Below are 15350 nucleotides of genomic sequence, written 5' to 3'. Positions count from 1 at the left end.
TTGATCATATTTTTGGAGTTTAATTTCAATCGCTTAGTGCAGAATGCTAGTGCGACCTACACCTGTTTATTTAAAAACAGCTAAAGGTCAAACAGTTGCATTGCATTCAACACCAAGTGTTCTGATATTAGAACACTTGATTTTTTTTGCAAATTGGCAATTTTGTCTATAAAAAGAACAAGGTTAGCGGGCTGGTTACGTTTTTCAGTAACATTTATCGGTGTCATTGCAGGAGAGTCAGTCTCAAGTATGAAGTGCTGAAGTGGTAATTCGCTGACAGTTTTGAGCAATTTTTTAGCATTAGGGTTCATAATCAAACCACCAATTCCCAGCTTAAAACCTAATTTGATATATTCCAGTGCAATTTCAGTACTGCCAGAAAAAGCATGTATCACACCGCCTCTAGGCAATTGATACTTTTTCAAACACTCTAAAACCTCTGAATGTGCTTTTACGCTATGAATAATAACTGGCAGATTAACGGACTTAGCTAAAGCTAATTGTGCCTCAAAAAATGCGAGCTGCTGAGGCCACGTTGAGGAATAGAGCTTATCTAAGCCACATTCACCAATAGCAACAAAGCGAGGACATTCTAGTAACGCCGAAACTTGAGATGTTAATGCTAAGATCCCAGCATCAACATCCTCTGGACAAAACCAAGGATGAATACCGAGGGCAAAATAAGTTTGGTATTGTTCGGCAACGGTGAGCTGTTTGTGCCAGTGCTGCGGCGACACACCGGGAATAATCAGATTATCTACGCCAACACTGTGCATTCGCAACACCACATCGTCGCGGTCAACATCAAACTCGGCAAAATCCAAATGGGCGTGGGTATCAATCACAGTAAATGCCTCACTCTGCGGTCGATTTACCAATTGAATGAGGTTCAGGTGGCGATACCGTTTCGTCAACCACCAAAGCTTTGACGCATTTTACCGCTAATGGAGGATCTTCAAGGCGCGGCATGCAACAGCGACGATTTTCAGGTGTCAGCCCCATTCGGTCGCACCAATGAATATAAGCCTGCCATGTTTTTGTGATCCAATTCGCCATCATTCACATCCAGAACCGATTTTTAGTTTTCATTAGATACAAAAATGGCGGTGAATTCACCGCCATTTCAACCACTATTCTAGACCGAACCCTATTAGTGTTCGCGGGTTTTCGCAAACTCAATATCAGGATATCTTTCCATCGAAAGATTAAGGTTAACCATAGTTGGTGCTATATAGGTTAAGTTATCGCCACCATCGAGAGCCAAGTTTTGGCTACACTTACGGCGGAACTCTTCAAGCTTACGCTCATCCTTACAATAAACCCAGCGAGCGGTAGACACGCTAATACCTTCGTAAATAGCTTCGACGTTATATTCACTCTTCAGACGACCAACAACCACTTCAAACTGCAGTACACCCACAGCGCCAACAATCAAATCGTTAGTATCAATTGGGCGGAATACTTGTACAGCACCTTCTTCAGATAACTGTACTAAGCCTTTTAAGAGCTGTTTCTGTTTAAGCGGATCACGCAGACGAATACGGCGGAACATTTCAGGGGCGAAGTTAGGTACGCCAGTGAAACGGAATTTTTCACCTTGGGTAAACGTATCGCCAATACGGATAGTGCCATGGTTATGTAAGCCGATGATATCGCCGGGATAAGCTTCTTCAGCACGCTCACGATCGCCCGCCATAAAGGTCAATGCATCGCTAACGTTAACATCTTTACCAATACGCACATGGTGCATTTTCATGCCCTGCTCGTAACGACCTGAACAGACACGCATAAAGGCAACACGGTCACGGTGTTTAGGATCCATGTTTGCTTGGATCTTAAATACAAAACCAGTGAATTTTTCTTCGTCAGGCATGATCACTCGCACATCGCTTTCGCGAGGAAGTGGCTTAGGTGCCCACTCAACGATACCGTCAAGAATATGATCCACACCGAAGTTACCCAAAGCAGTACCAAAAAATACTGGGGTCAACTCACCTTTCAAAAAAGCCGCATGGTCAAACTCATTCGACGCGCCACGTACTAATTCCATCTCATTGCGCAAATCAGCGGCATAACTGCCAATCACTTTCTCAAGATCAGGATTATTAATGCCTTTAATTACACGACGCTCTTGGATCGTGTGTCCCATACCGCCTTGATACAACACCACTTCATCACGTAGTATGTGGTAAATACCTTTAAATTCTTTACCGCTGCCAATAGGCCAAGTAATAGGTGCACAGGCAATATTCAGCACGCTTTCGACTTCATCCATTAGATCAATAGGATCACGGATATCGCGGTCGAGTTTATTCATAAAGGTCACAATCGGCGTATCACGCAGACGTGTCACTTCCATCAACTTAATGGTACGGTCTTCTACACCCTTTGCAGAGTCAATGACCATCAGACAGGAATCTACAGCCGTCAGAGTACGATAAGTATCTTCAGAGAAGTCTTCGTGACCAGGCGTATCGAGTAGGTTAACAAGGGCGCCACCATAGGGAAATTGCATGACAGACGTAGTAATAGAAATACCGCGGTCTTTCTCCATTTCCATCCAGTCAGACTTAGCATGCTGACCCGATTTTTTGCCTTTAACCGTACCCGCTTTCTGCAAAGCGTTTCCGAATAACAGCACTTTTTCGGTAATGGTTGTTTTACCCGCGTCGGGGTGCGATATGATCGCGAAGGTGCGACGTTTATCGACCTCTACTTTATTGCCTGACATGTTAACCTATGCACTTGTATCGCTAAAAAGGCGCAAATTATAGCGCCTCAGTTCGAGCTTGGCTAGGCAAAGCCCGAGATGAACTCGGGCTGAGAGAGGTTATTTTGTGGCTTCGAGCAAACCTTTGACTTTGGCGAGTTCAATACGCGCATATCTATGTTCGACAAAATCATAGATATTGGTTGCCAATGCTAAGCGAAAATAGTTTGCAGCATCTTGATATTGCTTAGTTTCTATCGCCATTTTTGCAAGGTAAAAATAAGCTTCGCATAAACGTTCAGCATATTCTTTCGGATATGTTAAGCCTACTTTAGCGGCAGAAAACACCTCATCACGGCTTTTTTTACCTAAATAATAATCGACGATAACGGTCGCCCAAGCATCATTTTCTAAATTCTGACGATGCTGCGCTAACTGTTTTTTCGCTTCAACGGAGTCAGCTTTAAAATCAATCAAATACAGCCATAATGCCCGATAACCGTCTTTATTATCGCCTGCATAAAACGCCTGCATATCTTTAGTCGCTAAATCAATGCGGTCGCCATAGTACAAAGCAATACCGCGATTCAAATAGGCATAATCATAATTAGGTGCTAACTCTAATACGCCATCGAAGGCTTCATAGGCGCTGTCGTATTCACCTTCTTGGGTGTAATAAATTCCAAGGAAATTATAGGCATCAGCAAGATCAGGCTGAAGTTTTAACGCTTGCATAAAATCAATCCGTGCGAGCAGTCTTAAGCCTACACTGTCGTAAATCACACCACGATCGTAATGAAATCTAGCTCTCTGTTCATTCGTCAGTTCGACCGTAGCCAAAATCTCGTTGAGTTTTGCCAGTGTCACTTCGACTTTATAATCAGGCATGACAGGCGCGACAACCAATTTACCTTCAACATCATTATGGTTATCTAAAGGAGACTGGGTGGTTGCGCATCCGGCTAACAACAGACTGGCACTCGCCAGCACAGCAACGACAGCGGTTCTAATTTTAAGACTCATCCATTTCTACCTTTTTAGATTCCCAACATACGCAGAAGAATCTTCATGATAGCAATCCCACCACAGGACCGCTATTAGGGAATTAAGATTAATAGTGACTTTCTTAATGCCAAAACAAAAAAGGAGATCATTTGATCTCCTTTTGATGCAATCACTTAAAAAGTGTGTGCCTATAAATAAGTCAAAGACTCATTATTCAGCAGCAGCTTCTCTCGTTTGTGCTTCTTTAATTGACAGACGTACGCGGCCTTGACGATCCACTTCCATCACCTTAACGGCAACTTCTTGGTTCAGCTCAAGGTGATCAGACACGTTAGCAACACGTTCATCACTGATTTGTGAAATGTGTACTAAACCGTCTTTGCCCGGCAGAATATTCACGAATGCGCCGAAATCAACGATACGGATAACCTTACCATTGTAGATACGACCCACTTCAACTTCTGAAGTGATTTCTTCGATACGACGGATAGCTTCTTTAGTTGCTTCGCCGTTTGAAGAAGCGATTTTCACAGTACCATCATCTTCCAGTTCAATCGTAGTGCCCGTTTCTTCGGTCAGAGCACGGATAACTGCGCCACCTTTACCGATAACGTCACGGATTTTTTCTGGGTTGATCTTGATAACAGTGATACGTGGAGCGTGATCAGAAATATCATCACGGTGTGAACCAATCGCTTGATCCATCACGTTTAGAATATGTACACGTGCACCATAGGCTTGTTGCAGTGCGATATCCATGATTTCTTTAGTGATACCTTCGATCTTGATATCCATCTGCAGTGCAGTAATACCATCACGCGTACCCGCAACTTTAAAGTCCATGTCACCTAAATGATCTTCATCACCTAAGATGTCAGAAAGCACAACGAAATCATCGCCTTCTTTCACTAGACCCATAGCGATACCCGCTACAGAAGTCTTGATAGGTACACCGGCATCCATCAACGCGAGAGAAGTACCACATACTGACGCCATAGAGCTTGAACCGTTAGATTCAGTGATTTCAGATACAACGCGTACGCTGTATGGGAATTCAGCCGCTGAAGGCATAACAGCGTTAATACCGCGCCAAGCTAACTTACCATGACCGATTTCGCGGCGCTTAGGTGATCCCACCATGCCTGTTTCACCAACAGAGTATGGAGGGAAGTTATAGTGCAGCATGAAACGGTTAGTGCGCTCGCCCATGATGCTGTCGATCTTCTGTGCATCACGTTCAGTACCTAAAGTACAAGTTACCAACGCTTGAGTTTCGCCACGAGTGAACAATGCACTACCGTGAGTACGTGGCAATACGCCCGCTAACACGCTCAATGCACGGATCATGTCTGGTTCACGACCATCAATACGTGGCTCGCCACGGATGATGCGACCACGAACCACTTTCTTCTCTAAGCTACCCAGTAAGTTGTCAACTTCACGTAAATCAACGCTTGGATTGCTCGCTAACAAGGCTTCTTTTGCTGCTGCTTTTACAACAGAAACTTGAGCATAACGATCTTGTTTGACTTGGATTTTATACGCATCACCTAAACCAGCTTCAGCAAGCTCTTTGATTTGGGCAACTAAATCGGCATCTTGCGTTGGTGCAGTCCAATCCCAAGTTGGTTTACCGGCTTCTGCTTTAAATTCAGCAATCGCCTTGATAACCACTTGTTGTTGATCGTGACCGTAAACTACAGAACCTAACATCACTTCTTCTGGTAATGCTTGGGCTTCTGATTCCACCATTAATACTGCACCAGCAGTACCAGCAACCACTAAGTTCAGTTGGCTGGTTGCAAGTTGTGCAACACTTGGGTTCAACACGTATTCGCCATCAATGTAACCCACACGTGCAGCACCTAAAGGACCACTGAATGGAATACCAGAAATAGCCAGTGCCGCAGAAGTACCGATCATGGAGATGATATCTGGCTCGATTTGTGGATCGACAGATACTACGGTAATGATAACTTGAACTTCGTTTTTGAAACCATTAGGGAAAAGAGGGCGAATTGGACGGTCGATCAGACGAGCGATTAATGTCTCATCTTCTGAAGGACGGCCTTCACGCTTAAAGAAACCACCAGGAATTTTACCCGCTGCGTAGGTTTTTTCTTGATAGTTAACAGTCAGAGGGAAAAAGTCACGACCTGCATCTGCATCTTTTTTACCGACAACAGTGACTAACACTGTCGTGTCACCCATACTCGCTAAAACGGCTGCATCAGCTTGACGCGCTATAACACCTGTTTCCAGGGTGACTGTATGTTGACCATACTCAAAACTCTTTACAATAGGATTCACGTGACCCATTCCTTAATTAATGACCTTGAATTACGCGCGTAAGTATACTGCAATTCGGATCAATAGATAAAGAGCAGATAATGATGACAAATACGTAACTTTTCACTAAAGTGGTTAAATCAACAAAGAGTTGCGGTTTATATTGATACGGAAAATCTCGCCGATGGTGAATAATTATCATGAAGGATGCGCCCGATGACAGGCAGTTTTAAGTCACTGACATGGAAACAAACTAACCTAGTCGTATTTACTGCCCTATTTTTTGCCATTGCCATTTTTATTGTTGAAATCGCTTTAGTCGTCGTATCAACCAAACAACAACTCACGACCACTCAGCAAGAACTCCTTGATTCAGTTGAACAACCTGCAGCAAATGCTGTATGGGCATTAGATGATAATTTAGCCCGTCAAACTTTAGAGGGTGCCATCAAAGTCGAACATGTTGGCTCGGCGGTGATTGAGCTAGACGATGGCTCAATGTTTGTTTCTGTCAGTAATAATAAGCAGAATAACTCACAGACTTTTATCAGTTTAAGTAATAAATTATTTGATGATCTCAAAGAAATTTCTCGCCCTTTGTATAGGCCTTTTTATTTTGAAGGTACCCAACAACAGCAACTCATTGGTACATTAACGGTTTTCTACGATACCCAAGAACTAACAAACACCCTCTTCTCGCAGTTAAGATTTAGTTTTTTTGCTACTCTCGCTCGTGCACTCTTACTCACCTTAGTGCTGTCCGTGGTATTCCATCGCTTCCTGACTCAGCCTATCGCACGCATCAGTGAGGCCATCGATAAGATCGAACCCGACTCTCCGGATGAAAATCTCTTACCTATGTCCAACGCACACAAGGATGATGAACTCGGCTTAGTGACCTCGAAATTCAACCAAATTCTTATTCAATTTAGCCAAACCCAATCCAAACTGCGCAAAATGGCGACCCGAGATCCACTAACTGGCTTACCGAACCGCACATTATTGCTTGAAACTATCGCAGTCACTATCCAACGCTCGCGAGTACACAAACGCAGCTTTGCATTGATGTTTATCGACTTAGACCGTTTTAAAAATATCAACGATTCCCTTGGCCACGCATTAGGCGATCAATTCCTCGCTCGTATCGCCCGCATTCTCGAACGATTCGTTGGTGATAAAGGCACAGTTTCCCGCTTAGGTGGCGATGAATTTGTTATTCTAGCTGATACAGTTCACACCCCAGACCAAGCGGCAGATTTTGTAGATAAGCTACTGATCCAGCTAAATGTCCCGATTCAATTAAATGAACATGCAATTCATCCTGCGGCATCTATTGGGATTTCTATTTATCCCGAAGACGGTAACAGCGCTGAAGATTTGATCCGTCACGCTGACATTGCCATGTACAGCGCGAAAGCTGCAGGCTCGAATCAATGGGCCTTCTTCAAACAACAGATGACTGAGCGAGCAGCAGTTCGTTTACGCACTGAAGCATCTTTACATGATGCGTTAAAAAACAATGAATTTTTACTGTATTTCCAACCGAAACTTGATCTGCAAACAGGCAAAGTCATCGCCTGTGAAGCCTTGATCCGTTGGCAAAAAGACGGACGACTCATCAGCCCCATTTCCTTTATTCCCGTCGCGGAAGAAACCGGTATCATCATTCCTATAGGTCGTTGGGTGATAGAGCAAAGCTGTAAAGTACTTAGGGAATGGCAGAAAAAATATAACTATGCCATCCCAATTGCAATTAATGTTGCCTCACAGCAATTTGCCGATGCTAGTTTAGTTCCCGATATCAAACAGATGGCATTACGCTATCAAATCCAACCCGAGTTGCTGGAAATTGAAATCACTGAAACCTCTTTGATGAACGACATTGAACTCGCTATCGCTAAGCTTGAACAATTGAAATCAGCCGGATTTGGCATTGCAGTCGATGACTTTGGCACAGGGTATTCTTCACTCTCTTACCTGCGCCATTTGCCTATCACTACCATGAAAATCGATCGTTGTTTCGTTTCCGATCTACCTGGGGATAGCGCAATTGCATCAACTATTTTGATGTTAGGTAAGCAACTTAATCTGACCATTGTGGCCGAAGGCATTGAAAACGAGCAGCAATTGGATTGGTTGAAAGAAAATCAGTGCCAAGTCGGCCAAGGTTTCTATTTTAGTCAACCTCTACCCCAAGCTGAATTTGAAGCGCTGTATATAGCAACACAAACAGCAACAATAAGTAGTCTTGATGGTTTACGTGGGGCTTAGGATACTTACATTGGCACTTAAGTATCGATTCGATGCTTAATCACATCAAGCTCAGCGTAACAGACCTAAACGTTAGACAGATTTTGGCTGTAACTTCTTTATATCTCTCGTTTACACAATAAATATTCTGTTGAATTTTAGGCAATAAAAAAGGAGGCTAAGCCTCCTTTTTCACGTTAGTCGACGCGAAATTAACGACGTAGACCTAACTTTTGGATCAGAGCAGTGTAACGTGCTAAATCAGTACGTTTCAGGTAAGCAGTTAACTTACGACGTGAGCTAACCATACGTAACAGACCACGACGTGAGTGGTGATCATGAATGTGCTCTTTGAAGTGATCTTGCAAATGGTTAATTTGCGCAGTTAACAAAGCAACTTGAACTTCAGTTGAACCAGTGTCGTTTTCACAACGGCCAAAATCAGCCAAAATTTTTGCTTTTGCTTCAGGACTTAGTGACATGTATATCTCCAAATAAATAATATGAATCTCTAGCCGATCACTAACTCAGCCAGAGGGCGCGCTATTTTACCCATAAACCCACCCTAGCGCAATAAAAGGCGGGGACTAATGCATCAACTAATTTAATCATTTGTCGATGGATAGCGGGCTAATGCGTTTCTGCAGGTTCGTCATGGATAACAATGAGTCGTTTCGGCGCTAATAAGCCATCTTCGTTCATTGTGCCAATCCCCACAAATCGGCGAATGTCACCTAAAGTGATACGTACCAACTCATCGGTTTTCAAATCTGCATTAACCGGTACTCGAACCGCTTGACCTTGCATTAAGTAAGGAGCTATCGCATCCGGCACATTCACCTCTGGAAAATCGGCCACGGCCGTGTCCATAGGCAATAACAGAGGGTCGAGTAATACGCTCGGATCTATCTGTTGTTCATGTGCTTGAGCAACTAGCGTTTCAAGTTGTTCTAAAGTGACCATTCTGGCATAGGGATACTGTGCAACTTGGGTGCGGCGCAGCATAATCACATGGGCGCCACAACCGAGCATCTCACCGAGATCGTCTATGATAGTGCGAATATAAGTGCCCTTAGAACAATGAATGTCTAAGGTCAGCTCATCGCCTTCAAGACCGATGAAATTTAGCTCAAATACCGTAATAGGGCGAGATTCACGCGGCACTTCTATGCCTTCACGGGCATATTTATACAGGGGCTGACCCTGATATTTCAGCGCGGAATACATAGAAGGCACTTGCTGAGTTTCACCACGGAAGAAATCAAGCGCAGTTAATAGCTGCGCCTCGGTAAAATCAATGGCGCGGGTTTGCACCACTTCACCATCGGAATCACTGGTATCTGTCCGTTCGCCAAGCTTTGCCGTGACTAAGTAGCGTTTATCGGCATCCAATAGATGCTGAGAAAACTTAGTCCCTTCACCTAAGCATACAGGTAACATACCTGTCGCTAACGGATCGAGTGCGCCCGTATGCCCAGCTTTATTCGCATTAAAAAAGCGCTTTACCCTTTGCAATGCAAAGTTAGAACTCATGCCAGTGGATTTATCCAGCAGCACTATCCCATCGATAAAACGACCTTTTGGACGACGAGCCATTAATCTTTACCTTCCGTTTCATCTGCGTCATCAGCAATATCATCACCTAAGACTTCATCTTCAACCGATGCGTCTTCGCTGCCAAATTGCTGTTGCTTCGCTTTGTCTTGGTTGATCACTTGGCTAACTAAGTTAGACATGCGCATACCTTCAACTAGCGAGCTATCGTAGATAAAACGCAGTTCAGGCATGACACGCAGCTTCATACGACCCGCCACTAAAGTGCGGATATAAGGAGCTGCGCTGATCAAAGCGTTTAGCTTTTCTTGAACGACAGCTTTGTCTTCTTCGAAAAAAGTCACGAAGACTTTGGCATAGCTGAGATCGCGAGAGACGTCGACGTCATTCACAGTCACAAAGCCAATACGAGGATCTTTCATGTCGCGCTGTAGCACTTGAGCAAGTTCTTGCTGAAGCTGCTGAGCGATTCGACGAGTACGACTGAATTCTTTTGCCATAATATTTCTTACCATAGCTTAAATTGATAAGGGCGGCTAAAGCCGCCCTTATTATCGTTACAGAGTACGAGCAATCTCGACGGTTTCGAATACTTCGATTTGGTCGCCAACGCGAACATCGTTGTAGTTCTTAACGCCAATACCACATTCCATACCATTGCGAACTTCAGCAACGTCGTCTTTGAAGCGACGTAGCGATTCGAGTTCACCTTCGTAGATAACAACGTTATCACGTAGTACGCGAATTGGCGCGCTACGCTTGATGGTACCTTCGGTCACCATACAGCCAGCAATTGCACCCAGCTTAGGTGACTTGAACACATCACGAACTTCAGCCAGACCGATAATTTGTTGTTTGAACACAGGAGACAGCATACCTGTCATCGCTGCACGCACTTCATCAATCAAATTATAAATAACGCTGTAGTAACGTAAATCAACACTTTCACTTTCGATAGTCTTACGGGCTTGTGCATCGGCACGTACGTTAAAGCCAACCATGATAGCGTTAGAGGCAGCCGCTAAGGTTGCATCCGTTTCAGTCAGTGCACCCACACCGCGAGCGATGATGTTCACTTTCACTTCGTCGGTAGACAAACCTGTTAACGAATCAGTAATCGCTTCGAGTGAACCTTGTACGTCTGCTTTAAGAACGATGTTCAGTTCTTTCACTTCGCCGTCTGTCATGTTCGCAAACATGTTTTCTAGCTTAGATTTTTGCTGACGTGCCAGTTTCACATCACGGAACTTACCTTGACGATACAGGGCAACTTCGCGAGCTTTACGTTCGTCACGTACAACTGTTGCTTCATCACCTGCAGACGGAACGCCTGACAGACCTAGAATTTCAACAGGAATAGATGGACCCGCTTCAGTGATTGAACGACCGTTTTCGTCTTTCATTGCACGAATTTTACCGTACTCAAGACCACACAGAACGATATCACCTTGGCGCAGCGTACCTTCTTGAACCAGAATCGTAGCCACAGGGCCGCGACCTTTGTCCAATTGTGATTCAATGACCACACCGGCAGCCATACCATCACGTACCGCTTTCAGTTCGAGAACTTCAGCTTGCAGTAAGATACCTTCTAACAGTTCGTCAACGCCTTCACCTGTCTTAGCTGAAACGAAGGCAAACATGTTGTCTCCACCCCAATCTTCAGACATAACACCGTGTTGTGACAATTCGCTCTTAACGCGATCGATATCCGCTTCCGGTTTATCCATCTTGTTCACAGCCACGATTAATGGCACGTTACCAGCTTTAGCATGTTGAATAGCTTCGATTGTTTGCGGCATTACACCGTCATCGGCAGCAACAACTAGCACAACAATATCCGTTGCCTTGGCACCACGGGCACGCATTGCGGTAAACGCGGCGTGACCAGGAGTATCAAGGAAAGTGATCATGCCATTTTCAGTTTCAACATGGTATGCACCGATATGCTGAGTAATACCACCGGCTTCACCAGCAGCCACTTTAGCGCGGCGAATGTAGTCGAGTAACGAAGTCTTACCGTGGTCAACGTGACCCATGATAGTCACAACTGGTGCACGAGATTCTAGCTTGATGCCATCTTCATCATCACGGTCTTGTAGCACTTGGTGCTCAAGCTCGTTTTCACGGATAAGCACAACTTTGTGACCCATTTCTTCAGCAACTAGCTGGGCAGTCTCTTGATCTAACACTTGGTTGATCGTGACCATAGAACCCATTTTCATCATCTGTTTGATGATTTCAGTCGCTTTCACTGCCATTAAATGCGCAAGTTCAGAAACAGTAACAGTTTCACCGATACGCACATCACGGCTCACTGCTGCCACAGGCTTATTGAAGCCATGCGCCATAGACTCAGGTGCAGTACTGCGGTTACGCATGTGTTTTTCACGGCCGTCACGGGCATCTTTGCCGCCACGTTTTTTCGCGTTGCTCTTGTTACGAGCACGACGTCCGCGTTTTTCTTCATCCAGATCAGAAGTATCTTCAGCAGCACGAGCTACTTTAGATGTCGTGATGTGATGATCACCGTTTTTCTCAGCTTCTAAACGTTGGCGCTCTTCTTCGGCCCAGCGCTTAGAATGTTCTTCAGCGAGTAAGCGAGCAGTTTCTGCCGCTTTAGCCGCTTCTTCGTCTTGCTTACGTTTAGTTGCCGCTTCTTGCGCCGCTTTCAAACGTTCAGCTTCTAGACGAGCCGCTTCTGCTTCTGGTGACATATCTTTAACCACTTTCACTTCGGCTGCTGCTTTAGCTTTCGCCTTGGCTTCTGCTTCCACTTTTGCCTTAGCATCTGCTTCAGCTTTCACTTTTGCTGCCGCAGCAGCTTCTGCTTCGGCCTTTGCTTTTGCCAAAGCTTCTGCTTCGGCTTTCGCTTCTTCTTCAGCCTTCAGAGTAGCCTCATTAGCATCACGCTTAACGAAAGTTCGTGTTTTACGAACTTCAACTTTAACATCTTTAGATTGACCACCATTACCGGCCACACTTAGGGTCGATACGGTTTTACGCTGCAGCGTCATTTTCGTTGGCGCATTTTCGCCACCGTGCTGCTTTTTCAGATAATCCAGTAACTGCTGCTTTTCAGCTTCAGTCACTTTATCAGCTTGGCCTTTCTTAATTCCAGCCTGAGAGAATTGCTCAATCAGACGTTCAACACTTTTACCCACTTCCGTGGCCAATTTCTCTACGGTAGTATCTGCCATCAGTTAAATCCCCCTGTTGATCGACTTATGCTTCTTCGCCAAACCAACAGATATTGCGGGCTGCCATGATGAGCTCACCTGCTTTTTCTTCTGTCAATTCTTCAATTTCGATCAAATCATCAATGCCTTGTTCAGCCAAGTCTTCTAGAGTCACAATACCTTTGCTAGCGAAAACATAGGCTAAGTGTCTTTCAACACCTTCAAGTGCTAGCAACTCTTCACTTGGCTCCACACCATCCAGTGCTTCTTCAGTAGCGAGAGCTCGAGTTGAGATCGCCGCTTTTGCACGTTCACGTAAAGCTTCGACGAGATCTTCGTCAAAACCGTCAATCGCCAATAGTTCAGACACAGGCACATAGGCAACTTCTTCGAGCGACGTAAAGCCCTCATCTGCCAGTACTTGTGCAAAATCTTCATCGACATCCAGTGAGTTAACAAATAAATCAACCACCTTGGCACTTTCTGCCTGATGTTTCTTATTCATATCTTCCACTGTCATAACGTTCAGAACCCAACCAGTCAGTTGTGTTGCTAAACGTACGTTCTGGCCATTACGTCCAATGGCTTGTGCCAAACTATCGGCTTCAACAGCGATATCCATAGAATGGTTATCTTCGTCGACTATGATAGAGGCAACATCGGCTGGCGCCATGGCATTGATCACGTATTGTGCTGGATTATCATCCCACAACACGATATCAACACGTTCGCCACCCAGTTCATTCGAAACGGCTTGTACACGCGCACCGCGCATACCCACACACGCACCGATAGGATCAATACGGCGATCATTCGACTTAACGGCGATCTTAGCGCGAGCGCCTGGATCACGAGCAGCGCCCATGATTTCAATCAGTTCGTCAGCGATTTCAGGCACTTCAACACGGAAAAGCTCGATCAGCATTTCAGGCTTAGTACGGCTTAAGAATAACTGTGCACCACGAGCTTCTGGACGTACTGAGTACAATAATGCACGCACACGGTCACCAGGGCGGAAAGATTCGCGTGAAATTAAGTCTTCACGGAACAATACGCCGTCAGCGTTATTACCTAAGTCAACCACTACGCTCTCGCGAGTCGCTTTTTTGACCACACCAGTGATTAACTCACCTTCTTGATCTTGGAACTGCTCAACCACTTGCGCACGTTCAGCTTCACGTACTTTCTGTACGATCACTTGCTTAGCGGTTTGAGTGGTAATACGGTCAAACACCACTGACTCGATATCGTCTTCGATAAACTCGCCAGGCTGGATGTCCGGATTTTCGTAACGTGCCGCTTCTAACGTGATTTCACGATAAGGGTTTTCTAACGCTTCACCGTGATCATCAACTACCATCCAACGACGGAAAGTATCATAACCACCGGTTTTACGGTCGATAGCAACACGAACGTCAATATCACCTTCGTACTTTTTCTTGGTTGCTGTGGCCAGAGCAATCTCTAGCGCTTCAAAAATTTTCTCGCGTGGAACGGCCTTTTCATTTGAAACCGCCTCAGCGACTAGCAGAATCTCTTTATTCATCTCGTCTTGCCTCGTTCACCTTGAAACCATCAAAACTTAGCGATTAAGTTGCCTTTGCGGATATTATCCAATGCGACAACTAACTCTTTACCATTCACTTTCAGCGAGAGCATTTGCCCGTCGACCGCAGTGATGGCGCCTTTTAAATTACGACTGCCGTCAACCGGCATAGTCAATTGAAGCTTTACATCCTCGCCTACATAGCCCGCGTACTGCTCAGCAGTAAATAAGGGTCTATCTACGCCTGGCGAAGATACCTCTAGGGTATATTCTGTAGAAATAGGATCTTCAACATCGAGTACAGCACTGACTTGGCGACTTGCATTGGCACAATCTTCAATATTGATACCATTCTCACCATCAATGAACACTCGCAGTGTGGAATGCTTACCCGCTTGAACATATTCAATGCCCCACAGCTGAAAGCCTAATGCTTCCACAGGTACTTTGAGCATTTCTGCCAGTCTGAATTCTAACGTTGCCAAGATTGACCCCCGAAAAAACAAAAAAGGGCTTAATAGCCCTAGTACAACGCCACATACGAAGCATGCGACAAATTTAAAAGTCCCAGATAACAAAAAACCCCGTAATCACGAGGTCATTAATTTCAAGAACCTGTAAACCATAACGAATTCAAACACTATTCGTTACTAGGAGCTGGTTGCGGGGGCCGGATTTGAACCGACGACCTTCGGGTTATGAGCCCGACGAGCTACCATGCTGCTCCACCCCGCGTCAACTGTGTGCAAGTATATTGACTATCGTCATTTCTTGCAATAACTAAGAGAGAACTTATCTCGCCTATCTTAGTTATATT

12 protein-coding genes and 1 tRNA gene are annotated in these 15350 nt (G+C 44.9%); 1 reads left to right on the top strand and 12 read right to left on the bottom strand.

Annotated features, from left to right (window positions below; all coding sequences use genetic code 11):
* Positions 1-80 precede the first annotated feature (80 nt).
* The 5 genes from L5M11_RS02235 to pnp all read right to left on the bottom strand — a co-directional run bounded on the left by L5M11_RS02235 (position 81) and on the right by pnp (position 6025).
* Positions 81-845: a TatD family hydrolase gene (locus L5M11_RS02235; RefSeq protein WP_263191234.1), complete on the bottom strand. Its 765-nt coding sequence runs from the start codon at positions 843-845 to the stop codon at positions 81-83.
* A 10-nt stretch (positions 846-855) separates the two neighbouring features.
* Positions 856-1059: a hypothetical protein gene (locus L5M11_RS02230; protein ID WP_168822819.1), complete on the bottom strand. Its 204-nt coding sequence runs from the start codon at positions 1057-1059 to the stop codon at positions 856-858.
* A 91-nt stretch (positions 1060-1150) separates the two neighbouring features.
* Positions 1151-2731, bottom strand: coding sequence for a peptide chain release factor 3 (gene prfC, locus L5M11_RS02225; RefSeq protein ID WP_263191233.1), 1581 nt, complete (start codon positions 2729-2731; stop codon positions 1151-1153).
* A 99-nt stretch (positions 2732-2830) separates the two neighbouring features.
* Entirely contained in the window at positions 2831-3733 is a 903-nt protein-coding gene (gene nlpI, locus L5M11_RS02220; RefSeq protein WP_263191232.1) for a lipoprotein NlpI, read from the bottom strand.
* Between the two features lie 192 nt (positions 3734-3925).
* Positions 3926-6025, bottom strand: a complete 2100-nt coding sequence (gene pnp / locus L5M11_RS02215) for a polyribonucleotide nucleotidyltransferase (protein ID WP_263191230.1) — start codon at positions 6023-6025, stop codon at positions 3926-3928.
* 195 nt (positions 6026-6220) lie between these two features.
* Between pnp and L5M11_RS02210 the strand changes: the two genes are divergently transcribed.
* Positions 6221-8275: a putative bifunctional diguanylate cyclase/phosphodiesterase gene (locus L5M11_RS02210; RefSeq protein WP_263185639.1), complete on the top strand. Its 2055-nt coding sequence runs from the start codon at positions 6221-6223 to the stop codon at positions 8273-8275.
* A 191-nt stretch (positions 8276-8466) separates the two neighbouring features.
* Here L5M11_RS02210 and rpsO read toward each other — a convergent pair whose 3' ends face one another.
* From rpsO to L5M11_RS02175, 7 genes are all read right to left on the bottom strand, one after another.
* Positions 8467-8736 carry a 30S ribosomal protein S15 gene (gene rpsO / locus L5M11_RS02205; RefSeq protein ID WP_028761447.1) on the bottom strand — a complete coding sequence of 90 codons (270 nt, stop codon included), beginning with the start codon at positions 8734-8736 and terminating at the stop codon, positions 8467-8469.
* A 148-nt stretch (positions 8737-8884) separates the two neighbouring features.
* Positions 8885-9850, bottom strand: coding sequence for a tRNA pseudouridine(55) synthase TruB (truB, locus tag L5M11_RS02200; protein WP_113939302.1), 966 nt, complete (start codon positions 9848-9850; stop codon positions 8885-8887).
* Positions 9850-10308, bottom strand: coding sequence for a 30S ribosome-binding factor RbfA (gene rbfA / locus L5M11_RS02195; RefSeq protein ID WP_105251700.1), 459 nt, complete (start codon positions 10306-10308; stop codon positions 9850-9852). Before rbfA ends, truB begins: the two co-directional genes overlap by 1 nt.
* A 57-nt stretch (positions 10309-10365) precedes the next feature.
* Positions 10366-13008: a translation initiation factor IF-2 gene (infB, locus tag L5M11_RS02190; protein ID WP_105251699.1), complete on the bottom strand. Its 2643-nt coding sequence runs from the start codon at positions 13006-13008 to the stop codon at positions 10366-10368.
* 25 nt (positions 13009-13033) lie between these two features.
* Positions 13034-14533, bottom strand: coding sequence for a transcription termination factor NusA (gene nusA / locus L5M11_RS02185; RefSeq protein ID WP_028761452.1), 1500 nt, complete (start codon positions 14531-14533; stop codon positions 13034-13036).
* A gap of 29 nt (positions 14534-14562) precedes the next feature.
* A complete protein-coding gene (rimP, locus tag L5M11_RS02180; protein WP_006082718.1) occupies positions 14563-15018 on the bottom strand; it encodes a ribosome maturation factor RimP in 456 nt (151 codons plus the stop codon).
* 173 nt (positions 15019-15191) lie between these two features.
* Positions 15192-15268: transfer RNA gene (locus L5M11_RS02175), tRNA-Met, on the bottom strand.
* Positions 15269-15350: the final 82 nt, after the last annotated feature.

This window comes from Shewanella sp. SM87, assembly GCF_025653705.1.
GTDB classification, from domain to species: Bacteria; Pseudomonadota; Gammaproteobacteria; order Enterobacterales; family Shewanellaceae; genus Shewanella; species Shewanella oncorhynchi.
The sequence above is the reverse complement of the archived record's forward strand: the minus strand, read 5'-3'. Positions and strand labels throughout refer to the sequence as shown.